Raw genomic sequence first — 24,776 nt, 5'->3', positions numbered from 1 at the left:
ATGATAGTGGAAATTGTGTGAAAGACTTTGAAATACTAACGTTTAAAAAGATTTTTCAAATTGACGGGAAATACAAAGTTTGGTAAGTTAATAAATATTTAGTAGGGAGGTCATTTAATTTGTCATCGAGGGATTTAACTTCTAATAGGGAAATTCCATATTTCGTTATTAGCATTATTTTTAGTTTGTTATTATACATACTTGCTATTGTATCTTTATTCGGAATCGCAATTTTACTTATTCTTTTCGCATTTTTGCTTTATGCAAATGTTATTATGCTCGGATCTATTCGTGGCAATGGGATACGTATTAGCGAAAAACAGTTTCCAGATGAATACGCACGCGTCTTGTATTTATCGGAAAAAATGAACTTAAAAAAAGTTCCTGATGTGTTCGTTATCCATTCAGAAGGAGCATTTAATGCATTCGCCACAAGATTTCTAGGTAGAAATATGGTAGTTATTTATTCGGAAGTTTTTGAGCTTGCTAGAGAAAAAGGAGAAGCCGAGCTCGATTTCATCATTGCGCATGAACTTTCTCATGTCAAAAGGAGACATGTGTGGAAGAATATTTTAATCATGCCTGCACAGTTCATACCATTTCTTGCACAAGCGTATAGTAGATCATGTGAATATACCTGTGATCGAGAGGCGGCCTATTTTATACAAAATGGTGTGGCTGCTAAACATGCACTTACAATTCTTGGAATTGGAAAAAGGTTATATACAGAAGTAAACGAAGATGCTTATTTGGAACAGATCCATACGGAGTCAAATGTTGCCGTATGGTTAAGCGAAGTGTTATCTACCCATCCGCTTTTACCAAAACGAATTCAAGCAGTTGGGAACTTTATGCAAATAGAAGGCACACCAAAATACTACTCTAACTCCAGTAAAATCGCACTTGGTATAGGTGCATTCTTTGGAATTTTCTTTGTTGGTTATATTGCAGTAATAGCTTTATTTACAGCCGGGACTTTAACATATGCTAGTTTGTTTTCTGAAGGTTTTTTAAATGAACTTTCTCCTGAAGAAGACTATTTAAGTTCGGATTATTCTTTGACATTAACACCTTTAATGGAAGCTGTTTCAGATGGCGATGATGAAGAAGTTAAAAAGCTTGTATCTAGTGGAACGGATTTAGAGGAGAAGGATTCAGAGCAGACAACTGCTCTCCATTATGCAATATACGGAGGCAATATTACGATAGCACAGATATTGTTGGAGGCTGGAGCTAATCCAAATACATCGGATAATTACTCCAATGCGCTAACTGCTGCATTGGAATACGATAACTATGAAATGGCTGCTCTCCTATATGAATATGGGGCAGATCCAAAAATTGAAGATCCACAAGGCTATTCTGCTTTAAACATGCTTGAGGTGTATAGCGAGGAAGAATTTTTAAATATTATCAAATAGGTATTAAGCTTAAGGAAAGAAAAAACCTGTTTCTACAGGTTTGGAAGGACTTTGGTCAGACTTAATTTTTTTCGGTAATCTTATGACTTTTGTCCCGCATTAACGGGCAGTAACCAACTGCCCGTTAATGCCTGAATGGTTCAACTAACAATCAGTGGGGTTGAAGCCCCACTAATTGAAGTTTCACTTTATCTGTCTGTCGTCCTCCTGCAACTCTTAGAAACAGGTTAATCCTTTTTGTATAACTAGGAAAAAGATGTTTTCTTTTTCATATAGGAAGCTCTCGAAAATACAATTTCGTTCGCTATTGTGCTACTTTATTTAGTAAACACTTACTATTTTTCCTTATTTCCACTAGTATAAAAGCAAATCTACTTTCTTCAACCTTCATTACTGAATAGTATCCCTAAATAACAGTCTGCTTTGTCACTATATTATATTTGACTACTATTATTAGTGCAGCCTTATCTTCTGACGCAGCGAGATCACATTGTTAGGGTTCGTTGCCCAATTAGCCATTAAATCTAGCTGCCTCATTTTCAAATCTTCCAATGGCTCCTCTACCATTTCAATTCGATTAAATTTCTCCTCGAATACAGAGGAACCCTTTATCTTCTTATATCCACCAAACCCTGGTTCGTCATTTAGTAGCCAGACAACTCGTTGAATTTTAGCAAATAAAATTCCTCCCGTACACATAGGACAAGGCTCCAATGTGCTGTAAATAGTGAATTTTTTGTTGTTAATTTTGGCATCAAAGATTGCATGTCCCGCATTTCGCATAGCGTCTATTTCAGCATGGGCTGTGATATCTTGGCTAGAATGCACTCTATTTCTACCTTTTCCGACCACATTGAAATCTTCATCTACGATTATCGCACCAACAGGATACGTGTTCTCCTGCAATGCCTTCTCTGCTTCTTCCAATGCCAACTCTAAAAAGAATCTATCCTGTTCCATGTGAATATCTCCTTTATTTAACGACAAATTTTGTTCTACTATAGCCCTCTTTTTGTTTTTCTACTTCTAAAATAGCAGGGATGGCTGCTTTTAGCTCTGCTACATGGGAGATGACGCCAATCATACGACCTGATTTTTGTAAGTCAATTAATGTATCAATGGCTTTGTTTAAAGATTCTTCATCGAGGGATCCAAAACCTTCATCGATAAACATTGTTTCAATACGGATATTACCTTGGAAACTTTGGATGATATCTGCCATTCCTAGTGCCAGACATAAAGAGGCATTGAATTTTTCGCCCCCTGACAAAGTTTTTACGTCTCGTTTTTGACCTGTATAAGCATCGTATACATCTAATCCAAGACCGCTTTGCTTACCATGCGTTTCCTGTCTTTCACTTCGTAGCAATTGGAATTGACCACTCGACATATGCTTTAGGCGTTCGTTTGCCACCAGTACAATTTGCTCCAAATATTCAATTTGGACATATCGCTCAAATGATATTTTTAGTTGGTTGTGACCTCTTAATATGTCGTAGAGATCTATAATTTGGTGTACTTTTTCCTCCAACAGTGTGATTCTCTCACTAGTAGAGGCAATCTTTTCTTCTATTTCTCTTCCTGCTTTTTCGTATTCCTTTGTACTATTACTAGTAGCCAGTGCTTTTTCATATTCTTCTTTTAGCTGCTCCAATTCTGCTTCTAGAGGAGACAAATCCACTTTAGTTTTGTTCTCCAATTGGACTTTCCCTTCTCTTACCTGCTCCGTTAATGTATGAGTCCGCTGTTTATATTCTTCACATTGTATTTTCAAGACTGAGCGCTCTGCTTCTGTCAGCTTAGCAGCCAAATATACTTCTAATGTTTCAAACGAGGCTTTGCTTAAAGATTCTTTGAATTGTGCTAGAGCTTTATCTCGTTTTACTTCAGCTTCCTGTAAAGACTTATGTGTATGCTCTATTGCTATGCGGGCTTTTGTACATGCATCATTGGAAGATTTCATTCTATTTTGTGCATTTTCCCACGCAAGTGCCAATTGTTCTTTTTGTTTCTTCGCATAATCAATTTCTGTGTGTAGGTCTTGTAAAGTCGGTATATGACTAGGTATTGTCGAAAGCTTCGATTCATATACCGCTTTTGCTTGCTTCGCTTGGCTAGACTGCTCCCTGTATAATGTCTCCACCTCTTGTTTTTCTTGTTCTAACTTTTCAACTTTGGCTAAGGTCTCTTTATAAGGTTGCTTTAAGGAAGAAAGCGTTTCTTTTTCTAGGCGGAGCTGTTGAACCTCTCGCTGCAGATCTAGCAGATCCGTTTCTACTTGCTCCACTAATCCAGCATCTACTTCATATTCCTCCAATTGAACGAGCACCTTTTGTATTTGGGCTTCTGCAGTCTCTTTTTTCGCCTTAAAAGTTAATAAAGTAGATTCTTCCTTATTTAATGTTGCTTTTGCCATTCGAAGCGCACTTTCATCAACAAACCGCTCATCATTCCCAGTGTGGGTATTGGGGTGATCTTTGCTTCCACATACTGGACATGGCTCACCCTCTACTAGTTTAGATGCAAGTATACTGGCCTGACTCCCTATCCACAGTTGTTCAATGTCTTCATATGCTTCTTTACTTTGTTCAAACTTGTCTTGTTGTTTTGTTTCTTCCGTAATTAGCATATGTAGTTCTTGATCAACGACTTTATATTCTTGAAGTTTATTGTGCTGTGCTTGGAGCAATGTAAGTTGTTGGACTTTACTATCTAACGGTTCTATTAGTTCTTCTAGTTTCTCTATTTCTAGTTTCTGTACTCTACCCAGTTCCTTTTGATCTTGGAGATTTACTGCAATTGTCGAAAGCTGTTGTTCTAAGCGTGTGCTGCTTTTTTCTAGTGACAATAGCTCGTTTCTTTTAATCTCTAACTCCTCAAATATAGGTAGTAGACTATTTAAATAGATAACTGTCTCCACACTTTTTTCCCTTGACTCTATATTTTTGGATTCTCTAGCATAGATAACTTCTACTTGCTGCAAATTATCTTCTGCAATGACTTTTTCTTTCTGTGCTTTCTCCAATTGATTCTGCTTTCCTTTAACCTCTAGCTCGAGCTCATTAAAATAATTTTCAACAGGTTCTATAATGCTTGCACGTTCAGAAGAATCTAATTGTTGCTGCTTCTGTATGAATTCGTCTTTACGTTCTTTTAATGCCTCCAGTTGTTTCTCTTTTACTTCTAGCTCGCTAAAGCGGTTATTGATCACTTTCGATTCATGGTAAGCCTTTTGTTTGTTCATATGCATCTCGTATGCTTCTTCGCTATTACGCTCATCTAATGCTATCTTCTCTTTATAAAAACTAATCTCTTCTTTTAATGCTTCTACTAATTGAAAAATATTAAAGTTATCTTCCTCAATTAATTGAAAAAGATTAGACGGTCGATTAGGAAATGTAGCAATAATCTTTTCCGTAAAATTATCCTGTGTCAATTGTTCTTTTTTAAGTTCTGCCTCTGCAATAACCTTTTTCTCTTTGAGCTTTTCGTGAATCATTTTGTATGGCTCTGTTTTAAAAATTTTACGTAATATTGCCTCTTTGTTTTCTGTAGTAGACGTAAGGAGCTTTCTAAACTCCCCTTGAGGAAGCATGACAATCTGACTGAACTGATCTAAAGTCAATCCAATTATTTCTTCTATTTTTTTGTTAATCTCCGATACAATCTGTCTTTCTACTACAGGCACTTCTCCAGTTGCTTGTACTTCAAAAAATTCATATCGCTCACCTGTTGCACCTTTATTTCCCTTTTTCACATGAGCTAACTGCCTTAAAATACGGTAACGTCGATTATGTATCTCAAAGATCAGCTCAACAGAAGTATGTGTATCATCCGTTGCGAAATCGCTACGCATCATTTTCGTATCGCGACGATCCTCCCCGCTTCCTGCTCCATATAGAGCAAAACAAATACCATCAAATATAGTCGTTTTCCCCGCTCCAGTTGCTCCAGAAATTACAAATAGCTGATTGCCGTTTAGCTCTGTAAAATCAATCGTTTCGGTAAATTTGTATGGACCAAACGCACTCATTTTCAGTTGAATTGGTTTCAATTGGTTTTTCCTCCTTCCCGTTCTTCCTGTGCTAATACAGTTAATACGTCTTTAAAAATTTGTTCCGTTTCTTCTGATGCTTCTTTTCCACTGACTTCTGTGTAAAACGAACGAAATAAGGTGAACTCATCCTTTTTCATCCGTCCAACTTTCTTTTCTTCTGACAGAGCCATTAACTGGAACGCTTTACGTTCTACATGCATAGCGTTAGGATAGACTGTTCGTATTTGTTCCATTGGAGATAAAATTGGGGTGTCATCCAATAGCTTCACGAACACATAGTCTTCGCTAACAGGCTGTTTTAATATATCCTGTAAAAACCCCTCTACAGTGCGGATATCTCGATGAGGTTCAAGTAATCTTTTGTCGACCTTCGTATTACCGTCCGCATCCATCTCTACAATGAAAAAGCCTTTTTTATGGTGCTCCTCGGAAATTGAATATTTCAGTGGAGACCCAGAATATCGAATTGTTTCGTTTAATACATAGTGAGCCTGGTGTAAATGACCAAGAGCTGTGTAATGAAACGGTTTGAACAGACTAGCATCCACATATTCTGCTCCGCCTATAGCTAAAGGACGTTCAGAATCACTTGTATTTTCCTCCTCCTGGCCATGGGGAGTCACAAATGCATGTCCTATAAATACATGCCTTTTCGTTTTATCCATCTTCTCTTCTATTGATTCTATTATTTTTTTCATAGCCTGGTTATGTGTAATAATTGTCTCTTCTTCCAATAGGTATCGAACTTGTGAAGGATCGGCATACGGTACAAGGTGGAAATGCACCTCACCAAAATGGTCATTTAAAATGACAGACTGTATATCTCGACTTAATTGACCCACAATATGTAAGCCGGTTTCTTTCATTAGTTTACTTCCAAAGTTTAGGCGTCCTGGACTATCATGATTACCTGCAATAGTTAATAAGGGAATTTTGTGTTTCAATACAATCTCAGCAAACATTTCATCGAGTAGATGCACTGCTTCCGTTGGGGGAACTGCTCGATCATACAAATCACCTGCAATAATTACGGCATCTGGTTTTTCTATATCTATTGCTTGTAGAAATTGTTGCAATACAACACGTTGGTCCTCTGTCATATATACACCCTGTACCAATTTACCAAGATGCCAATCTGCTGTGTGGAAAAATTTCATTGAAATGCACTCCTTCTTTTTTAAAAACACTTTTTCATTATTCTAAAATAATAGTAAATTATGGGTATTGAAAAATATTTAATGCACCTTAATTCTTACCATGTTATTATGAAGTTTGGGAGGAGGATGTTTATTATGTCAGCAGAAACTTATCAACTTACGGCCATTATTATTTATATGATCGCAATGCTCGCAATTGGCTGGTACTCTTACAGAAAAACCGCCAATTTAACGGATTATATGCTCGGTGGACGCTCACTTGGCCCTGCTGTTACGGCACTTAGTGCTGGAGCCGCGGATATGTCTGGTTGGTTACTAATGGGATTACCAGGCGCAATTTATTTATCAGGTATGGGTGAAGCTTGGATTGCTATCGGACTTACAATTGGTGCATATCTAAACTGGCTTTATGTAGCACCAAGACTTCGTGTATACACGCAAGTATCAAGCGATTCTATTACGATTCCTAGTTATTTAGAAAGTCGTTTAAAGCAATCATCTCGATTATTACGTATTGCATCCGGTTTAATCATTTTACTATTTTTCACGTTTTATGTATCCTCTGGAATGGTAGCAGGAGGAGTTTTCTTTGAGAGCTCATTCGGTTTAGACTATCATACAGGACTTTTAGTCGTTTCAGGGGTAGTTGTAGCTTATACATTATTTGGAGGATTCCTTGCGGTTAGTTACACAGATTTCCTTCAAGGGTTACTTATGTTCCTTGCTTTAATATGTGTACCTATCTTTGGTGTATTTTTGACTGGTGGAATCGGTGAAACAGTGGAATCAATTAAAGCTGTGAACCCTACTCACTTAAGTCTTATTGCTGGGACAACTGCTGCAGGTATCATTTCCTCGATAGCCTGGGGACTAGGCTACTTTGGGCAGCCACATATTATCGTTCGCTTTATGGCTATTAGCTCTGTTAAAGAAACAAAACAAGCTCGCAGAATCGGTATTGGCTGGATGATTTTAAGTCTTGTTGGTGCAATTACTACTGCACTAGTTGGAGTTGCTTACTTCCAACAAAATCCTGAGGTAACGCTATCAAGTCCTGAGGCAGTATTCATTGTACTAGGGCAAGTTGTTTTCCATCCATTTATAGCTGGTTTAATATTAGCTGCTGTATTAGCGGCTATTATGAGTACAATTTCTTCTCAATTAATCGTTACATCTTCAGCATTAATAGAAGATTTATACAAAGCTATTATTAAAACGGATGCATCGGACCGAACGTATGTAAACTATGGACGTATCGCCGTATTAGTAGTTTCCATTGCTGCTGCAATCCTTGCATGGGAACAAAATGAGACAATCTTAGGTCTAGTAGCATTTGCATGGGCAGGCTTCGGTGCAGCATTTGGTCCAGTTATCTTATTATCACTTTACTGGAGAAAAATCACTTCAGCTGGTGCTTTGGCAAGTATGGTAGTAGGTGCTATTGTTGTAGTAATCTGGGGTAATAATGATGCACTTTCAGGAGCATTATATGAAATCGTCCCTGGTTTTGTACTTGCTTTGATCGTAGCGGTTGTAGTCAGCTTAATGACATACAAACCGAATGCAGAAATTGAAAAAGAATTCGATGAAACGTTACGTTTGTTGAAGGAAAGTAAAGAATGATATAAAAAACGTAAAACAGCATCTCTTTAATGAGATGCTGTTTTCTTGTATAAATAATAATGCTCTATATGTCCTATATGACACTTGTCATACTTATGACTTGACGTTTATGCCTACTCCTAATTTGTGATTTTTATTATTATTAAGATAATAATTCACAACTGGAGGAATATTATGAGCAGAGAAAAAACACTCGCATTACGTAAAAATGTAAAACCCTTTGAAAACTCCGAACTTAAAAAAAGTATTGTTCAACTAATCAACACTATCCCACCATTTTTTATTTTATGGTTTTTAGCATATAAAAGTTTAGATGTATCTGTTTGGCTAACTGTTGCTTTGTCTGTTATCGCAGCTGGATTTGTCATTCGTATTTTCATTATCTTTCATGATTGTACACATGGATCTTTCTTTAAAAATAAAAAAGCTAATAACATTACAGGTACTATTACTGGAATCATTACGCTCTTCGCTTATGAAAAATGGAAACGCGAGCATAATATTCACCATGCTACTAGTGGAAATTTAGACAAACGTGGAGTCGGCGACATTTGGATGATGACAGTCGAAGAATATATTGAAGCATCACCTATGAAAAGACTTTCTTATCGTCTCTATAGAAATCCAATCGTTATGTTCGGTTTAGGACCTGCGTTACTGTTCTTAGTAAGCAATCGGATTAACCGTAAGGGTGCCCCTGCAAAAGAACGTAACAATACGTATTTAATCAATATTTCTGTAATTGTTATTTATGCATTGATGATTTGGTTAATCGGATGGCAAGCATTTGCGATCATTCAAGGTACTATTCTGTTCGTTGCAGGTGCTTTAGGAATTTGGTTATTTTACGTTCAACATCAATTTGAGGATTCCTATTTTGAAGATGAATCTGAATGGGATTATGTAAAAGCTGCTATAGAAGGAAGCTCTTATTACAAGTTACCTCGAGTTTTACAATGGGTAACTGGAAATATCGGATTTCATCATGTGCATCATTTAAGTCCAAGGGTTCCTAACTATAACTTAGAAAAAGCTCATGATTCAACACCACCTTTACACAAGGCTACGACGATTAATTTACGTAAGAGCTTAGAGTCTATCCATTTCCGATTATTCGATGAAGATAACAAAAGCTTTGTGAACTTCAAAGAAATTAAACACTTATTAAAGAACTCTAAGCAAACTGTAAATGTAAATTCAAAAAATTCATCCTTTGAAAGTAAGTAAAATTTGTGTAAAAACCATTCCCGTAATTACTTAGGAATGGTTTTTGCATTATAATGAGTGAAAGTGTATCACTTTAAAAGAGGTGAAGAAAATGTCCAAATGGTATCAAATATTCCCCAAATATCCTTGGCTAAGTATTTATGCTTGGATTGTTTTTTGCATATTTCCATTCTTTTTTATATTTAGATCCACGGGTCCTATAGAGATTGTTATAGGATTAGCACTAACATTACTTTTTTTTATCGCTTACCGACTTTCTTTTTCAGCTAAAGGTTGGTTATTATATTTCTCCGTTGCTTTAGAAATTTCGATTAGTGTTTGGATGACTTATTTATACGGTTACATATATTTTTCCATCTTCTTATCCTTTTTAATTGGGAATATAAAAAGACGAGTGGGCTTCTTTGTAATTTATAGTATTCATTTAGTAGTTACTATTGCAGCCGTTGCTATAGGATTTTTCATCCAAACCGAATTATTCCTCTCCCACCTACCATTTCTTATCATTTGTTTGATAGGGGTTATATTATTGCCCTTTAATACATATACCCGAAATCAACGTGAGGCGTTAGAAGATCAATTAGAAGAAGCACAAATGAAAATTTCTCAGTATATTATAATTGAGGAAAGAGAACGGATTGCAAGAGATTTGCATGACACACTTGGACAAAAGCTCTCACTAATAGGACTTAAAAGTGATTTAGCCAGCCGATTGATCGAAAAAAATCCACAGGCTGCTAAAACGGAAATATTGGATATTAACCAGACAGCACGTTCAGTATTAAAAGAGGTTCGAGAACTCGTAACAAATATGCGTGGAACAAAACTAGAGGATGAACTATTCCGAATCAATCAAATCCTAAAAGCTGCACAGATAAAGTGTAACGTTAGTGGCACACCAAAATTAGTAAACACGCCATTGCTTGTAGAAAATGTACTCAGTATGTGTTTAAAAGAAGCGATAAACAATGTAGTGAAGCATAGTGGCGCTTCTACCTGCTCCATTTCTATTAAACAATCGGCAAAAGAAACTTTACTAAAAGTGTATGACAATGGCAAAGGGTTGGGAGAGAAAGTAAATTGGTCTAAAGGACATGGTCTACGCGGCATAAAAGAAAGATTAGAATTTGTAAATGGCACATTAGATATTCATTCGGAAAACGGAACAACATTGAATATACGAATCCCTAATGTTATACAACAACCAAGTCAGGAGGAATAGACATGATACGAATTGTCATTGCAGAAGATCAACGAATGGTGCTAGGTGCTCTAGGCTCACTACTCGATTTGGAAGAGGATATGGAAGTTGTCGGGAAAGCCAATAATGGAGAAGAAGTATTGAAACTAATTGAACAATTGCAACCAGACGTTTGTATTATGGATATTGAGATGCCTATCAAAACTGGACTGGATGCCGCGGAAGAACTCAAAGAAAGTAATTGTAAGGTAATCATTTTAACCACCTTTGCTAGGTCAGGATATTTCGAGCGTGCCCGTAAAGCTGGCGTTAATGGATACTTATTAAAGGATAGCCCAAGTGAGGAGCTAGCTAATTCAATTCGTGTCATCATGGATGGTCGACGTATATACGCCCCCGAACTGGTTGACATGGCTTTCGAAGAGGAAAATCCACTTACAGAACGTGAAAGTCAGGTTCTAGAGTTAATCGCAAATGGTAAAAATACAAAAGAGATTGCTAGTGAGCTGTTTATCACAACAGGTACTGTCCGCAACTATATTTCCGTCATTTTAGATAAACTAGACGTCGGAAATCGAATTGAGGCCATTTCTAGGTTTAAAGAAAAAGGATGGTTTAAATAGTAATTGTAAAAGCTTAGAGCTAATTGCTTTGAGCTTTTTTTGTTTTTGACTAAACTTTTTCACTGCTCGCAGGGTATATATAGTGAAAGGAGTGAAAAAGCGTATATGAATGATGACATCTTAGCAGGGATTAGAAATGGCAGTCGTGATGCTTTTAAACAGTTTTTTGATACCTATGAAAATTATGCAATTCGAACAGCAAAAGCAATTACGAGAAACGATGAAGATGCAAAGGATGCTGTGCAAGAAGCTTTTATACGAGTTTACCGCAATATATCTACCTACAATTCTGCTTTATCGTTTGATGCATGGTTTTATCGTATTTTAGTAAATGAGTGTTATCGAATCATAACTAAAGAAAAGAAAAATACTCCGGTCGATACTTCTACAATTGAAAATAACGCACAACTAACGGAGCATTCGAAAGAAAATCTGTCTGACTTGTATAGCATGATTCAAAATATGGCTGACTTATATCGTATTCCTATATTACTCAAATATATAAAAGGTTTTTCTGAGAAAGAAATTGCCACTATTTTAGAATTGAATCAGAATACCGTGAAATCCAGACTTTTTAATGGACGGAACTTATTAAAGACTCAATTAGAATTGTTGGAAATGGAGGGAAGCCAATAATGAACCATTTAGATGATCGAGTGAGAAAAGAAATTTTAGATTCTACGGAGGATACTCCTTCTACATTAAAAGATGATATTTGGAACCATATAGATCAAGAGCTATTTCAAACAAAAGGCAGAAGGAAGAAAAGAGTGAAAAAGAAATCGAAGGTAATTCCAATTGTTATTGCTGCAGCTGCCGGATTGATGATTCTATTTAGTTCACAAACGGAAACAGGAAGTGCTTTTATCAAACAAATAAAGGATTTATTCGTTCCGGAAAAAGAGATTATTCAAAGTATCGAAGGAAATGAGGAGGAAACTAACGTAAATCTACAGGAAGGAAAAGATTCTGAGTACATTATCTATATCGATGAAGAGAGATATAAGCTGGTGAACGGAAAAGACTCGGATATTATCACAACAAAAGAGCCATTGGAGGAAAGATATCCTAAAGTATCAATGGAAATTAAACAGTTTAAGGACATTACTCCTGAGGAAATGGTTTCTACTTTAGAAACAGAGCTTGCTGCTGAATATACAAAGATAACAACCGAAACTGTTACGGAACCAGTAAACGGTTATAAATTACATGGTATTAGTGGTTCGGAATGGGATAGCCCTGTAACGAATGTATATGTTGTTGACAACCTAAATGGAGGAAGCTTTGTTATTACGGAGAAATACTTTTTAGAAGCTGCAGAAGGTCATGGTGCCAGATTCTATGCTATGCTGCAGGAATTTGAAATAATAGAATAAGTTTAAACTTCCTCCTTTAGGGTAAATAAATAATAGATTTAAAATTGGAGGAGGAATACACATGAGTGGATTATCTGACAAAGTTAAAGGTGCCGTTAACAAAACTAAAGGCGAAGCAAAGGATCAATTTGGTAATGCTACCGACGATCACAAATTACAAGCAGAAGGCAAGTTCGATAAATTAAAGGGTGAAGTTCAAGAAGAAGTCGGCAAGGCAAAAGATCGCTACGACCGAAAAGACGAACGTTAATATGCACGTATTAACTAAGAACAATAAATGCTGATAAAAAAATAGATACTTTTTTAAAAATAGGACCGCTGACTATATTTTTTAGTCAGTGGTCCTTTCGTTATAAAGTTTTTAACGTTACAAGGACAATTTCTGGTGAATTTAATACCCTTACAGGAATAACGCTATTTCCTAACCCCCTACTCACAATCATGTGCGTAGTGTTTTCTGTGTACATTCCAGCTGTATAGCGAGGAAATAGACCCTGCCCAGGTGCTACAAGACCACCGATCCCAGGAATTCGAAACTGACCTCCATGTGCATGTCCTGAAAAAACAACATCCATATTATAATCTATGTAGTCTTGAAAAGTCTCAGGTCGATGGGAAAGTACTAGAGTAAAAAGATCGTTTTCCTCAAATTGACGCAATGCCTCATTTACCGAAATTCCATTTAGAGGATCCTCAATACCAATAATTCGAATCTTATCACCATTATGCTCTATTATTTGTTCTTCATTAGAAAGTACCTTTACCCCTAAATCTATTAAAGAGGTCTTTATGTTATCGATGTCATTCGTAGCAATTTCATGGTTTCCCGTTACATAGTAAGTTGAGGCTATATCCACAATATTTCTTACTAATTCTAAGCTTTGGTCTAAATTATAACGGTTACTATCAATCAAATCACCCGTGATAAAAATAAGATCAGGGTTAGATTTTTGTATTTTTTTTACTAATTTTTCTTGCTTGTCTCCGAAGGTTGCATCATGTAAGTCCGAAATTTGCAGGATTTTTAACCCATTGAAGCTAGTAGGAATTCTATCGGACTTTACAGTAATTTTAGTAGTTTGAATCCAACTATTACTTATGAACATCAAAAGAATTATTGCTACGATAAATATTAAAAATTTCTTCATTTAATTTTCCCCTAATGATGGACTCATAATTCCTACCCGGTAACCAATATACTCCGTTTTCAATAATTCATTTACAGTGAACATAGCAGTATCCCCTGTTGTCGTTTGCTCCGCACCTTCTGGTAACTTATTGCGCAAAACAGTAAATTCAGCAGTCGAAGCTCCTGTTGGTAAATAAGTCGGGCAAACAATGGTCCACTCAAGTGTTGTATCACTTAACAAGTCATACACTTTATGATGCTCCTTCGCTGCCTTTGTAGATTTTCGCTTAGACTCGGATGATTGATATCGAAGAATTCCCGGCTCTGCTCTACTATCCAATATACCCGCAGTACCAATCGTAATAATTCGCTTTACCTGTTGCTTTTGCATATTAGAAATTATATGTTTGATTGACTCTGTTAATACGGTTGTTTTATCTGTACCAAGTGCACTTATTACTGCATCTACACCCGCTAAAGTTGCTAGTATATCCTTGGAATTTCTTGCATCTCCTTGTAGGACGGATAAACCAGCCTGAGGTTGCAATTTTTCAGGGTTTCTTACCAATGCAGTAACTTGTATATCTTTTTCTAGTAATAACGTGAGAATAGCATGTCCCACACGTCCGGTTGCTCCAAAAAGTGCTATTTTCATCTATGCTACCTCCAGTTTTGGTTTGCTTTTGCTTCTTTGTCCAGCTCCAGCGCCTAGCCCCTCGAGTGCTTCAGTATTTCACCTAAGGCAAAGTGCGCCTTTACGTTAAATACTTCCAGCTGGTCGGAGGCGCACAGGATGTGGGTCAGTCAGTCGTTGCGACACGATGTCGCGAACTTAGACTGACTTCCTAAGAAGGCGCTTGCGCTTTTCTTTAATGTCCAGACTCCAGGTGCCAGCCTCTCGAGTCATTTCAGACAAACGGTTAAGGCAAAGTGCGCCTTTATCGTTTGTCTTCCAGCGCTTATCGAGGCTAACGGGCACCTTGCGCTTTTCTAATTATAACATCAAAAAGAGTATTCCTCTTTTACAAAGGAACACTCTTTCATGTCGAATTATGTTATTTCCCAGGAAATAATTAATAAGTATTCATAGAAAAAATAAATGCAAATATTGCTCCATAAAAAATAATCATTAGTACGATACAGATTGCCATCCAAATAAGAGAAGCACGAGCATAATTACGTCTTGGATCGGGACTTCCAAATCCCCAGATGAATAGCATAACAATATTGACGATTGGAATGACTAAAATAAGCATTGTAATTAGCCATTCCCCAACTGTCATATCTTTCGCACTCTTTTCATGAGTATCATATCTCTGTTCTTGAACCTTTTCTAACGATTCCATTATATCCCCCTCTTTTCGACTTTTCTTAGACATTTAATGCCTACCTTAATATTATGACAGTTTTTTAAGAAAAGACTATAACATAAAAATTATTCTACCTTCAACAAGCTCACGGGTGTTACAATCCCAATTAGCTTATCACTTGCTTTTCCATCCTCCGTAATTAGAAGTGCTTCTAATCGTCTTCCATGTATTACAGATGTCTTAAATATTTCTACAGCTTCAAAAACAGAGGTCTCTGCATGTATAAACTTATGATTATTTCTATTGCTTTCATGTGCTAATATTTCTGATAGCACCGCTTTTTTTCTAGAAAAGGATTCGGAATCCACTTTGCTCGCCATCCACATAGTAATACCTACTGGACTAATTAGTCCTTTAAAGGATTTCCCCTTATACACGGGGAATTGATTGTACTTTTTATCTTTAATCACCTTTAAGGCATAACTTAGTGAGTCCGTTTCTTGAAAGATTGTCACATTTGTTCGGAACATTTGAGCGACGGTAATCGGTTTAGCTAAAGCACCTTCAATTTCCTCCATTTTCGCCACAACATCATCATGAGGTTCAGCAATGGCAAATTCTATAGATGTACGATGGTGTACTATAGCATTTCTTAAATCCCCATACTCTCTCAAATCTGCCTCATATCTTCTAATAACTGCATTTTTCTTTTTAGCAAAATCAATTAATCGAAAAAATGCCATATGTTCATTCGTACCAATAAGATCCTTCATCAATTGGTCTATTCGGTTGTAGGAAACGATAAATCGATCGGAATTAAGTGCTACCATCTAAATCACCTCACAACTAGATTTTTGCTTTTGCTACATTTCGCTTGGCTAAATAAACTGCTCCCATTAATAACAACACAACTAACACTAACGTAACACTCAAGCTCCAGAAAAATGGCGTTTTATCCAAATTGCCACTTAAAATTTGTCCAGCATACATTGGTAGCTTCCAAGGTGAAATGGTCCAGTAAGTACCTAGCAGACTATCCACTAATTGCACGACTATTAATACGATAAGTGATATTACTGAAGCTACTCCTGTAGAAAAAGCGGCACTGGCGCAAATTACAACACTAATAGCAAATAGTAACCAAATACTATAAGTTCCTAGAAAACCAATAAATGCAACTCCATCTACTGCTCCATACAATATATACGTATAATAGACATTCACTAAAAGACCAATACATGCACTTCCTATTATTAGGATGCTCATAATAGCTGCTTTACTAAACACATATCCAAAATAAGAAATGGGTCTTACATATAACATAATTGCCGTCCCGTTTTTACGTTCCCGAGCAATGATACCAGCAAATCCAAACGCTACGATTAACAAACCAATCAATTGATACTGACCAATTGTAGACATTATTATTTGTTCAGGTTTGTACTCTGGGAGTTGAAACGCCATATCACTTGGCATATTTCCTACCGCATTTAGAATTTGAGGTAAATAGTAATAAGTTAATGGTTCAGAAATACCAAATAATATAAACACTAATGGGATCCATAAAATCTTAAAGTTACGAACGTTTTCACGCCATTCTTTTCGAAACAATATAAAAAAACTATTCAACCTTATTCACCACCTGCAAGAAGATTTCTTCTAAACTGGCCGATGCACGCTCTACCTTTGATAGCCGTAGATTGCTATTGGCAAGTACCTGTATTAATTCATTCATCGTTGGTTTGTTGTCCTCAAGATGTATAAAAACAACTTCATTTTCTTGTCTAGCTGGCCATGGAGAGATTTCTACAAACTTTGCTGCTTCTTCTGTATCTGCAAAAATGATTTTAAACAGAGGATTAGCATATTTGTCTCGTACTTCCTTTAATGACCCCTGTTCTACCAATTGTCCTTTTCTTAAAAATAGCAATTGGTCCGTCATCTCCTCTGCATCATTTAAAATATGAGTAGAATATAAGATTGTAGTATGCTCCTGTAATTCTTTCAGGAGATTTAATACTTCCCTTCTGCCAACTGGATCTAACGCTGATACTGGTTCATCTAGCAAAAGTAAACCAGGTTTATGAACAATAGCTTGTGCTAACCCTAGCCTTTGCTTCATACCTCCAGAAAAGGTACCAGTTTTCTTGTTTTTGGCATCTCCTAAACCAACAAAATCTAGCGTTCTTATTGCTTGTGATTTTGTCATTTTCGCTTCTATTCCGCTGAATTTTGCTACCATTTCAATAAATTCAAGTGCTGTGAGCCACGAATAGAATTGCGGATATTGTGGTAGGAAGCCTATTTCTCTTCGAATGTCACCTTTTATTTCTCCGTCAATAACAACTGAACCACTTGTTTGGTTTAATAATCCCGCTAGTATAGAGAGTGTCGTAGTTTTCCCCGCGCCATTTGGACCAATTAAAGCAGTAGCAGTGTTTTTGATAAGTGAAAAAGTAACTTGATTTATTGCTGTTTCTTTCCCATATTCCTTTGTTAACCCCTGCACATGAAGTAATGTTTTCATTCATTTCGTCTCCCTACGATAAAATAAATAATAGGTCCAATAATATTGATAAAAATAATAATAATTGCCCACATCCACTTTGGTCCATTAGTGTGCTTCACGCGAACTAAATCAATCACTGCAACTATGACTAATAATAGTTGAATGATGATTACAGGTAAGATGAGCATCCACGGTATTGCATCCCAGTCCATTGTTTTTCCCCCTTTTTTTTCTATCTCCTATTCTACTACATATAGAACAGAAAAGTTTCAATTAATTTTTTAAATATTTATATTTTTACTTAACCACGGCTACGGTTTAGTTCTCTATTAACCATTATGTTATAATAATCAGTTGGAAGGTGAAATAAAAATGGAAGTTTTGATCAGGAAAGCTCTCAAAGAAGATGCAGATGAAGCTATTCCTCTAATAATGGATGCAATCGGAGATATCTCTATGCAAATGACTGGAGAAACAGAAGAAGCTGCCATTACTAGAGAGTTTAGACAACTATTTACACGTACGGATAATCGACATTCCTATTTATATACGTATATTGCAGAAATGAACGGACATGTTGCAGGAGTGCTGGTATTTTATTCCGCGGAACAGGCAGTTACTCTAGATGCAAATTTAGAAGCATATTTATCTAACAAAAAAGGCAAAGTAGTAATAATAGACCCCGAAACTGCACCCGGAGAATGGTATATCGACACGGTCGTAGTGGACCCAATATATCGTGGTTATGGAATCGGGACGAAATTATTAAGCTATGCGGAACAATTAGTAAAGAATTCAGGTGGTGGTAAACTAGCCTTGAATGTTGAGATTAAAAAAGAGGCTGCTATTCGCTTGTATAATCGGCTCGGATTTGATACCCTATGCCCTTGGACAATTATTGGTGAGCCTTTTCATCATATGGTGAAAACCGTAGTCGTAGATTAAAGGAGAAACTTATATGAAATTTTGGATTTACCCCCTTATGGTTGTGTTTGCTGCAAGCAGCTATGGGACGTTATCAACTATGGTTAAACTAGCAATCCAAGACGGCTATACAGCCTCTGAAGCGGTTTCTAGTCAATATATTGTTGGATTTATATTAGCTTTTATTTTATACCTCATTACCCAACGAAAACTTCCTCGTTTGTATGGAGGGTTTAAAATTATTTTGTTAGCAGGTGTGTTTACCGCTACTACAGGAATTGTTTATGGGGTGTCACTTATATACTTACCTGCCTCTCTTGCAGTTGTGATGCTATTCCAATTTACATGGATCGGCACCTTAATCGATTGTATTATTAGAAAGAGACTTCCATCCAGAGCAGAAACAATTTCTCTAGTAATATTATTTGTAGGGACAATTTTAGCTGCAGGAGTATTAGATGTAGATTTAAGTGGAATCGATTGGAGAGGCTGGGTTTACGGTTTTGCTGCTGCTGTTTCCTTCTCATTGAATATGAATGTGAATACGAAGCAAGTCGAAGGGATGAATACTACAACCCGTCTATTATTTGTTTCCTTTATCGCAGCGCTCATGATTGGTTTATTCCAAAATCCAGAAATTATTTGGAATGGAAAACTATTTACTGAATCACTCCTATTTTATGGACTAGCCCTTGGATTATTAGGTATTATTGTCCCGATTTACTTCTTTGTAATTGCAGTACCTAAAGTAGGTGGCGCTGTTTCTTCTATATTAAGTGCAATGGAGTTACCGGTTGCTGTTATCGTATCAGTCATCGTGTTAAGTGAGACTCTTTCTATATTACAAGTAGTAGGAATAGTCATCATTTTATTGGGAATGTGTATTCCAACATATGCAGATATCCGAAAAAATAAAAAGCTGAAGGTTAATACATAACCTCCAGCTTTTTGTTATTTTTCGATTGTAAATGTAACTAGTACGAATACTGCGAAGCTTAGTAACAACGTAGAACCTCCAATAATATATGCTACTAACGCCAATGTCTCATTTATATTAAACGGTTGTATAAACTGTAGGTACATTCCAAGTGTTAAACCAATAGCTCCGATTATGGCTGACCATCCATGAACCGCAACAAGTTTAGGGAACTTCACTTTATATAATTTATAAAACAGTCCATATACAAATAACGACAACCATCCAACCAGTAAAATATGTGCATGAATGGGGCGTAGTGCATAGGTTCCCGCCCCCGCCATATGAGAACCAAGGTATGCTCCTAATAATCCAAATAATGCCCCTGCTCTTACAAGACGTAAACTCCATCTTTCTTGCATATCTATTTCCCCCTACTTTTCTTTGTAATTGTTAATAACGCCGGTAATAATAATGGTCGTACGATAAATGTATCCAATAGTACACCAACTGCGACAGCAAAACCAAATACTTTAAGCTCCATTACTGGCTGCGATATTAAAACAGCAAATGTAGCAGCAAGTATTAATCCTGCTGAAGAAATTACACTACCCGTTTTTTCAACCGCTTTCGCAATGGCTTCTAGTTCACCATGCTTCTTTCGTTCTTCTTTCAATCTGCTCATTAACATAATTGAATAATCTACACCTAGTGCTACTAAAAATACAAACGTGTAAAGTGGTATTCGATAACTAAAGGACTTATATTCGAGGAACACATCAAAAATCCATGTAGAGAATCCTAAAGCTGCTCCGAATGACAATAAAATGGAGAACATCATCAACACTGATGCCCGCACCGACCTAGTTTGGAAAGCAAGCATTAAACCGATCAGTATTGTCATTAACCCCATTACTAGTAATGTATCCCTATTGTTAATTTGACGAATATCCACTTGTTTCACTGTCTCTCCACTTACTAAAACCTGTTGGTCTTTTAATTCATCTCTAATCTTATCTACTTCGTCCAAAGCTTCCTGGCTATAAGGGTTTACGTTTAATATAAGAGAGAACTGCGTGTATAGAGCGCTTTCTGAAGATGATGGACGTACCTGACTTACAAGTGATCTATCTTCTATCCCCTCTCGAATAGCTGCAACCACTTTTTCATCCTTTGATTTTACGAGAATCGTTGTTGGTGCTATTTCTCCTTCTGAAAATGCTTCACCCAGTTTTGTAAAACCTTCTTTTGAAGATAATTCATCTGGGAAAGATGCCAGTAAATCATAGGAGTAGATGATTGTTGTTGCATGCCATGTGCCAATCCCTAGCAGTATCAAAATGGGTATTGCTACTCTCCATGGTTTTTTTGTACTAACATTTCCCGCATTTGCCCAAATTTTTGTAGTTTTTTCTTTGTTTTTCGTCATTTTTACTACTGCAAACAAAGCTGGCAATAAAGTAAGTCCGGCAATTAGCATTATAATCACTGCTATCGCGAATACTGGTGCAAAATTACGATATGGTTCATATATGGCTAAAGCAAGTGTTGCAACTCCCGCTAAAATAGTTCCACCACTAAAAAGAATGGTTTCTCTGGTTTTAGCAAGTGCAACTTTCATGTCCTGCTCTTCTTTATATCTTGCATATAGCAAGAGGGAATAATCGGTTATCACGGCAAACAACAAGATCATCATAATCGACAGTGCCTGGTTTTCAATCGTAATAGATGTGAACTTACCAATAAGACCAATAATTCTGTCCACTACTCCATACACTATTCCTGCTCCAATTAAGGGGAGGATAGCAAGAATGAAAGATCGATAAATAATAATTAGTAGAATAAAAATAATTCCTACTGTTGCTAGTAGTAAAACTACATCAGCCTGTGAAAATAGATCTGTTGTATCGCTTGCTATACCAGCCGGTCCAGTATAATAAATAGTAAAATCTGATGAAATAATGTTAGATACATTATTTTTTATTTCTCCTACTTTTTTATGAATCTCTTTGCTTTCTAGCTGTCCTTCCAAAATTAATGGTACAAAGAATGTTTTTTTATCTTTAGACACAAAAGAATTTCGTTGCTCCATAGGGATTTTAGAAAACTTGGGTATACTTGAGTAATTTTGTTCCATTAATTCTAATACGTTTTGAATTTCTTCCTCAGTATTAGCCTTGTTACGATCAAGAACGATTATTAAAGGTATTCCTTCTTTACTAGAAAAGTTTTCTTTCATAACTTCGTCTGCTTGAATAGACAAAGCAGTATCTGGCAGTCCTAAATTTTTTGATGTACTTGCCACTTCTTTACTAGAAGGAGCAAAGAGTGTAAGTAATCCTACCGCTATAAGCCAACTGACTATTATAACTAGCCAGTTCCGTTTATTTTTCATCCCTATACCTCCTATGTATTTCCTTATAAGAGGTACTATACAAGTTGAAAGTGAACGGAAGATGAACAGATAATTACAGCTTATTTAATCGGACGATTACTCTAGTTCCATGAGGAGCTACGCTTTCAAAAGAAAGCATACCTTCATGTGACTGGATAACTTCCTGGACAATTGCTAGACCAAGCCCACTTCCTTCAATTTGTGTGGAGCGAGCTTCGTCTTCCCTATAAAACCTTTCCGTCCATTTGTTATAATTAGTATCTTTATTCCCACTGCCTGAGTCCTGTATTGTGACGCATACATTTTCTACACTTTCCTCTAAATCAATATGTATTTCTCCTGGAGAGTGATTATACTTTATAGCATTTGACAGTAGATTTTCCCAAACATACTCAAGCATTTCACTATCACCGTATACATTTACTGGGTTTAACTTTATATTAATAGATATCTCTTTTTCATCAAGTAGCCATCTAAATTTCTGAATGACCTGTTTTAACTGTCTATCTAGTGAAAAGACTTCTTTTTTTGTTCTACTATTTGCTTGGTCAAAGGAAGTAAGAACTAATAATTGCTTCATAACATTAGAGAGCCGTTTTGACTCTTGTTGAATAATCGTTACATACTTTAAATGATCAGATGCACATAGCTCTCCACCTTCAAGTAAATGAGCATATCCTTGTATATTTAATAGTGGTGTCTGAAAATCATGTGATACTCTTGAGATAAATTCCTTTTTGTATCGATCACTTGCATCCAATTGTTTTACCATATTCCGAAAACTATCTGCAAGTTGTCCTATTTCATCATGCTGATAGATCGATAACTCTGCTTGAAAGTCTTCATTAGCTATTTTATTGGTTGCTAACGTCAATTTAGTTAACGGATCAATCATTTTCTTAGCAACAATCAACATAGCTATCACACTAAGGACAATCATTATTATCACTAACCCACCTAATAACAGGTGAATTTCATTAAATAAGAATTTAATATTGGGCCGTTGAAACAGTGCGTAATTTTTTCCTTCGTAAGTAAATGGAACTCCAACGCTATTCGTTAATTCATTAGAAAAGTAACCTGTAATAAAGGTTTCATTAGGAAACTCTCGCATTCCGTGGTATGTTTCCCCATTTAAAACACTTTCAACTATTGATTTATCAATCCTCTTGACCCTAAATTCCCCTCCATAAGCTCTTTCTAGCCCATCTTCACCAACGACGTATAATTGATATCCAGTATTGCCTATTGACTGAAGAAAAGCGTCCAGTTCACTTTTATTAGACATTTTAATACTTTCAACAATTGATTTTGCTACTAATACGTTTTTTTCATCATTTTTTTCCTTAAGATTTTGATGGTAATATGTATTTACTATCATAAATCCTAACGTTCCACTAGCAAACATTATGAGCAGTGTCATCCACACGAACTTGCTATACAAAGTTCTCATCATGTTGACTCCTCCAACTTATAACCAACTCCACGCACAGTCTTAATCTGTATTTGCGTCTCTAATTTTGATAATCTCTCTCTTACCCTTTTAATATGAACACTTAACGTCTGCTCGTCTCCTTCAAAATCTATTCCCCAAACTGTTTCTATTAACTGGTCTCTAGTAAAGACTTGGTTTGGCATAGAAGCTAACTTGGAAAGTAGCTCAAACTCTTTTAAGGGTAAAACTAAGACCTGGTCTCCAATCTGTACTTCAAAGCTTTTCCGATTGATTAACATATTACCAATTCGAATGTTAACATCACTTGTTTTATCATATCTTCTTAAAATAGCACGAATGCGAAATAATAATTCTTTTGGCTCAAAAGGCTTTACTAAATAATCATCTGACCCGGCAATATATCCTTTTTCTTTATCTTCAAGCTTTCCTTTTGCTGTTAAGAGCAATACAGGAATATTGTATTGTTCACGTACTAACTTGGTTAATTGAAGACCGTCCATAACAGGCATCATAACATCTATTATTGCTAAATCAGGTTGTTCCCGTTCTAACATGTTTAATCCATCTTTTCCATTTACAGCTTTAATAACGCGGTATCCAGATTGAGATAAATATATGGAAATTAACTCAAGTGTATGTATGTCATCATCTACTGCTAATATTACTACCACAATGACCCTCCTCTTTACATGTAGCTATTTTATATTGTGTCTGTTTAATTGTAATTCAGCAAGTAAATAACCATTTATGATATGTTGAAGAGTGATTTCTGTTTCAGATGGACGCGTTCTGCAGGGTGAACGATGAGCTATCACCGTCGCGAATACAAGAATCATAAGATAGCCCATAAAAATGTCCTGAGGGATCAAATATGGCTTCCGTAAAAGTGGGAAAATATCCCGTTTGGAGAGTAAATCTAACACGAGCGAGAGTAATCGTCATAGCTCCGAGAGTATGTTTCGCACGGGCGAGAGTAACTATAGAGCGAAAGTAAAAAACGCTCACTCGGGAGTGAGGACCACAAAGAATTAAATTTTGGACCCGTGAAAGTTGGTTATGATAAAGCCAAAAAAGCCGCTACCGATTAACTCGGTAACGACTTTTTCTTTGGTGCCCAGCGACGTCCTACTCTCACAGGGGGAGACCCCCAACTACCATCGGCGCTGAAGAGCTTAACTTCCGTGTTCGGTATGGGAACGGGTGTGACCTCTTCGCCATCATCACTAGACTCTTTGGCTTTCAATACACATCGTACTTCTTCGTCAACTTCATTCGTTCGGTCAGTCACGTACGTTAGTACGTTCCTTTCCTCTCTCAATTGTTTCCTCGAATTACTCGTGTCTTGAAACCCTCATGTATAGAGTGTTTGTTCACTCAAAACTGGATAAACGACATTGTTACGTTAAACAAATTTGGTTAAGTCCTCGATCGATTAGTATTCGTCAGCTGCAC

24 protein-coding genes and 1 rRNA gene are annotated in these 24,776 nt (G+C 36.5%); 10 read left to right on the top strand and 15 right to left on the bottom strand.

Features of this window, described 5'->3' with window-relative positions:
- Positions 1 to 119: 119 nt before the first annotated feature.
- On the top strand, positions 120 to 1,421 hold the full coding sequence (locus tag BLR36_RS17140; RefSeq protein ID WP_093062956.1) for a M48 family metallopeptidase: 1,302 nt from the start codon (positions 120 to 122) through the stop codon (positions 1,419 to 1,421).
- Positions 1,422 to 1,874: 453 nt separating this feature from the next.
- On the opposite strand, the gene BLR36_RS17135 is transcribed toward BLR36_RS17140, so the two are convergent.
- From BLR36_RS17135 to BLR36_RS17125, 3 genes are read right to left on the bottom strand one after another with little or no spacing between them, the layout of a single operon-like run.
- Positions 1,875 to 2,387 carry a nucleoside deaminase gene (locus tag BLR36_RS17135; protein WP_139185118.1) on the bottom strand — a complete coding sequence of 171 codons (513 nt, stop codon included), beginning with the start codon at positions 2,385 to 2,387 and terminating at the stop codon, positions 1,875 to 1,877.
- Between the two features lie 7 nt (positions 2,388 to 2,394).
- A complete protein-coding gene (locus tag BLR36_RS17130; RefSeq protein WP_093062954.1) occupies positions 2,395 to 5,475 on the bottom strand; it encodes an AAA family ATPase in 3,081 nt (1,026 codons plus the stop codon).
- The gene (locus tag BLR36_RS17125) at positions 5,472 to 6,635 is read right to left on the bottom strand and encodes an exonuclease SbcCD subunit D (protein WP_093062953.1); all 1,164 of its coding nucleotides are present in this window, start codon (positions 6,633 to 6,635) and stop codon (positions 5,472 to 5,474) included. The genes BLR36_RS17130 and BLR36_RS17125 overlap by 4 nt, the downstream gene beginning before the upstream one ends.
- Before the next feature lie 135 nt (positions 6,636 to 6,770).
- Between BLR36_RS17125 and putP the strand changes: the two genes are divergently transcribed.
- From putP to BLR36_RS17090, 7 genes are all read left to right on the top strand, one after another.
- Positions 6,771 to 8,258 (top strand): sodium/proline symporter PutP, encoded by a 1,488-nt coding sequence (gene putP, locus BLR36_RS17120; protein ID WP_093062952.1) that lies wholly within the window; start codon positions 6,771 to 6,773, stop codon positions 8,256 to 8,258.
- Between the two features lie 174 nt (positions 8,259 to 8,432).
- Complete coding sequence (locus BLR36_RS17115) at positions 8,433 to 9,485, top strand: Delta(5) desaturase DesA (RefSeq protein ID WP_093062951.1); 1,053 nt, start codon at positions 8,433 to 8,435, stop codon at positions 9,483 to 9,485.
- Between the two features lie 91 nt (positions 9,486 to 9,576).
- The gene (locus BLR36_RS17110) at positions 9,577 to 10,707 is read left to right on the top strand and encodes an ATP-binding protein (protein WP_093062950.1); all 1,131 of its coding nucleotides are present in this window, start codon (positions 9,577 to 9,579) and stop codon (positions 10,705 to 10,707) included.
- 2 nt (positions 10,708 to 10,709) lie between these two features.
- Positions 10,710 to 11,309, top strand: coding sequence for a response regulator transcription factor (locus BLR36_RS17105; RefSeq protein ID WP_093062949.1), 600 nt, complete (start codon positions 10,710 to 10,712; stop codon positions 11,307 to 11,309).
- Between the two features lie 105 nt (positions 11,310 to 11,414).
- Positions 11,415 to 11,945 (top strand): RNA polymerase sigma factor, encoded by a 531-nt coding sequence (locus BLR36_RS17100; RefSeq protein ID WP_093062948.1) that lies wholly within the window; start codon positions 11,415 to 11,417, stop codon positions 11,943 to 11,945.
- Positions 11,945 to 12,685 (top strand): hypothetical protein, encoded by a 741-nt coding sequence (locus tag BLR36_RS17095; protein WP_093062947.1) that lies wholly within the window; start codon positions 11,945 to 11,947, stop codon positions 12,683 to 12,685. The genes BLR36_RS17100 and BLR36_RS17095 overlap by 1 nt, the downstream gene beginning before the upstream one ends.
- Positions 12,686 to 12,746: 61 nt before the next feature.
- Complete coding sequence (locus BLR36_RS17090) at positions 12,747 to 12,935, top strand: CsbD family protein (protein ID WP_175454112.1); 189 nt, start codon at positions 12,747 to 12,749, stop codon at positions 12,933 to 12,935.
- Positions 12,936 to 13,035: 100 nt separating this feature from the next.
- Here BLR36_RS17090 and BLR36_RS17085 read toward each other — a convergent pair whose 3' ends face one another.
- The 7 genes from BLR36_RS17085 to BLR36_RS17055 all read right to left on the bottom strand — a co-directional run bounded on the left by BLR36_RS17085 (position 13,036) and on the right by BLR36_RS17055 (position 17,845).
- Positions 13,036 to 13,833, bottom strand: coding sequence for a metallophosphoesterase (locus BLR36_RS17085; protein WP_093062945.1), 798 nt, complete (start codon positions 13,831 to 13,833; stop codon positions 13,036 to 13,038).
- Positions 13,834 to 14,469 (bottom strand): NAD(P)-dependent oxidoreductase, encoded by a 636-nt coding sequence (locus tag BLR36_RS17080; RefSeq protein ID WP_093062944.1) that lies wholly within the window; start codon positions 14,467 to 14,469, stop codon positions 13,834 to 13,836.
- A 418-nt stretch (positions 14,470 to 14,887) separates the two neighbouring features.
- Complete coding sequence (locus BLR36_RS17075; RefSeq protein WP_217631744.1) at positions 14,888 to 15,160, bottom strand: hypothetical protein; 273 nt, start codon at positions 15,158 to 15,160, stop codon at positions 14,888 to 14,890.
- 89 nt (positions 15,161 to 15,249) lie between these two features.
- Entirely contained in the window at positions 15,250 to 15,954 is a 705-nt protein-coding gene (locus BLR36_RS17070; protein WP_093062943.1) for a CBS domain-containing protein, read from the bottom strand.
- Between the two features lie 16 nt (positions 15,955 to 15,970).
- Positions 15,971 to 16,753 carry an ABC transporter permease gene (locus BLR36_RS17065; protein WP_093062942.1) on the bottom strand — a complete coding sequence of 261 codons (783 nt, stop codon included), beginning with the start codon at positions 16,751 to 16,753 and terminating at the stop codon, positions 15,971 to 15,973.
- Positions 16,746 to 17,651, bottom strand: a complete 906-nt coding sequence (locus tag BLR36_RS17060) for an ABC transporter ATP-binding protein (RefSeq protein WP_093062941.1) — start codon at positions 17,649 to 17,651, stop codon at positions 16,746 to 16,748. Before BLR36_RS17060 ends, BLR36_RS17065 begins: the two co-directional genes overlap by 8 nt.
- The gene (locus BLR36_RS17055; protein WP_093062940.1) at positions 17,648 to 17,845 is read right to left on the bottom strand and encodes a PLDc N-terminal domain-containing protein; all 198 of its coding nucleotides are present in this window, start codon (positions 17,843 to 17,845) and stop codon (positions 17,648 to 17,650) included. The genes BLR36_RS17060 and BLR36_RS17055 overlap by 4 nt, the downstream gene beginning before the upstream one ends.
- Positions 17,846 to 18,005: 160 nt before the next feature.
- On the opposite strand from BLR36_RS17055, the gene BLR36_RS17050 reads away from it, so the two are divergent.
- The gene (locus BLR36_RS17050; RefSeq protein ID WP_093062939.1) at positions 18,006 to 18,578 is read left to right on the top strand and encodes a GNAT family N-acetyltransferase; all 573 of its coding nucleotides are present in this window, start codon (positions 18,006 to 18,008) and stop codon (positions 18,576 to 18,578) included.
- Positions 18,579 to 18,591: 13 nt separating this feature from the next.
- Positions 18,592 to 19,494, top strand: a complete 903-nt coding sequence (locus BLR36_RS17045; protein ID WP_093062938.1) for an EamA family transporter — start codon at positions 18,592 to 18,594, stop codon at positions 19,492 to 19,494.
- Between the two features lie 14 nt (positions 19,495 to 19,508).
- Here the strand turns inward: BLR36_RS17045 and BLR36_RS17040 are convergent, their stop codons facing one another.
- From BLR36_RS17040 to rrf, 5 genes are all read right to left on the bottom strand, one after another.
- Complete coding sequence (locus BLR36_RS17040) at positions 19,509 to 19,895, bottom strand: hypothetical protein (RefSeq protein ID WP_093062937.1); 387 nt, start codon at positions 19,893 to 19,895, stop codon at positions 19,509 to 19,511.
- A gap of 2 nt (positions 19,896 to 19,897) precedes the next feature.
- The gene (locus BLR36_RS17035) at positions 19,898 to 21,868 is read right to left on the bottom strand and encodes an MMPL family transporter (protein ID WP_093062936.1); all 1,971 of its coding nucleotides are present in this window, start codon (positions 21,866 to 21,868) and stop codon (positions 19,898 to 19,900) included.
- 73 nt (positions 21,869 to 21,941) lie between these two features.
- Positions 21,942 to 23,324 (bottom strand): sensor histidine kinase, encoded by a 1,383-nt coding sequence (locus tag BLR36_RS17030; RefSeq protein ID WP_254771445.1) that lies wholly within the window; start codon positions 23,322 to 23,324, stop codon positions 21,942 to 21,944.
- The gene (locus BLR36_RS17025) at positions 23,321 to 23,995 is read right to left on the bottom strand and encodes a response regulator transcription factor (RefSeq protein ID WP_093062935.1); all 675 of its coding nucleotides are present in this window, start codon (positions 23,993 to 23,995) and stop codon (positions 23,321 to 23,323) included. The genes BLR36_RS17030 and BLR36_RS17025 overlap by 4 nt, the downstream gene beginning before the upstream one ends.
- Positions 23,996 to 24,436: 441 nt before the next feature.
- Positions 24,437 to 24,552: ribosomal RNA gene (gene rrf, locus BLR36_RS17020) — 5S ribosomal RNA — on the bottom strand.
- Between the last annotated feature and the right edge of the window lie 224 nt (positions 24,553 to 24,776).

It is taken from the genome of Psychrobacillus sp. OK028 (assembly GCF_900103605.1).
Taxonomy (GTDB): domain Bacteria; phylum Bacillota; class Bacilli; order Bacillales_A; family Planococcaceae; genus Psychrobacillus.
This window is presented reverse-complemented; position numbering and strand designations above follow the sequence as displayed.

Bases quoted from the DNA above. Each gene is read 5' to 3' on its own strand.
- BLR36_RS17075 (WP_217631744.1), bottom strand. From the start codon at position 15,160: ATGGAATCGTTAGAAAAGGTTCAAGAACAGAGATATGATACTCATGAA.
- BLR36_RS17040 (WP_093062937.1), bottom strand. From the start codon at position 19,895: ATGCAAGAAAGATGGAGTTTACGTCTTGTAAGAGCAGGGGCATTATTT.
- BLR36_RS17085 (WP_093062945.1), bottom strand. From the start codon at position 13,833: ATGAAGAAATTTTTAATATTTATCGTAGCAATAATTCTTTTGATGTTC.
- BLR36_RS17080 (WP_093062944.1), bottom strand. From the start codon at position 14,469: ATGAAAATAGCACTTTTTGGAGCAACCGGACGTGTGGGACATGCTATT.
- BLR36_RS17105 (WP_093062949.1), top strand. From the start codon at position 10,710: ATGATACGAATTGTCATTGCAGAAGATCAACGAATGGTGCTAGGTGCT.
- BLR36_RS17125 (WP_093062953.1), bottom strand. From the start codon at position 6,635: ATGAAATTTTTCCACACAGCAGATTGGCATCTTGGTAAATTGGTACAG.
- BLR36_RS17060 (WP_093062941.1), bottom strand. From the start codon at position 17,651: ATGAAAACATTACTTCATGTGCAGGGGTTAACAAAGGAATATGGGAAA.
- putP (WP_093062952.1), top strand. From the start codon at position 6,771: ATGTCAGCAGAAACTTATCAACTTACGGCCATTATTATTTATATGATC.
- BLR36_RS17050 (WP_093062939.1), top strand. From the start codon at position 18,006: ATGGAAGTTTTGATCAGGAAAGCTCTCAAAGAAGATGCAGATGAAGCT.
- BLR36_RS17095 (WP_093062947.1), top strand. From the start codon at position 11,945: ATGAACCATTTAGATGATCGAGTGAGAAAAGAAATTTTAGATTCTACG.
- BLR36_RS17090 (WP_175454112.1), top strand. From the start codon at position 12,747: ATGAGTGGATTATCTGACAAAGTTAAAGGTGCCGTTAACAAAACTAAA.
- BLR36_RS17070 (WP_093062943.1), bottom strand. From the start codon at position 15,954: ATGGTAGCACTTAATTCCGATCGATTTATCGTTTCCTACAACCGAATA.
- BLR36_RS17115 (WP_093062951.1), top strand. From the start codon at position 8,433: ATGAGCAGAGAAAAAACACTCGCATTACGTAAAAATGTAAAACCCTTT.
- BLR36_RS17100 (WP_093062948.1), top strand. From the start codon at position 11,415: ATGAATGATGACATCTTAGCAGGGATTAGAAATGGCAGTCGTGATGCT.
- BLR36_RS17110 (WP_093062950.1), top strand. From the start codon at position 9,577: ATGTCCAAATGGTATCAAATATTCCCCAAATATCCTTGGCTAAGTATT.
- BLR36_RS17030 (WP_254771445.1), bottom strand. From the start codon at position 23,324: ATGATGAGAACTTTGTATAGCAAGTTCGTGTGGATGACACTGCTCATA.
- BLR36_RS17035 (WP_093062936.1), bottom strand. From the start codon at position 21,868: ATGAAAAATAAACGGAACTGGCTAGTTATAATAGTCAGTTGGCTTATA.
- BLR36_RS17055 (WP_093062940.1), bottom strand. From the start codon at position 17,845: ATGGACTGGGATGCAATACCGTGGATGCTCATCTTACCTGTAATCATC.
- BLR36_RS17045 (WP_093062938.1), top strand. From the start codon at position 18,592: ATGAAATTTTGGATTTACCCCCTTATGGTTGTGTTTGCTGCAAGCAGC.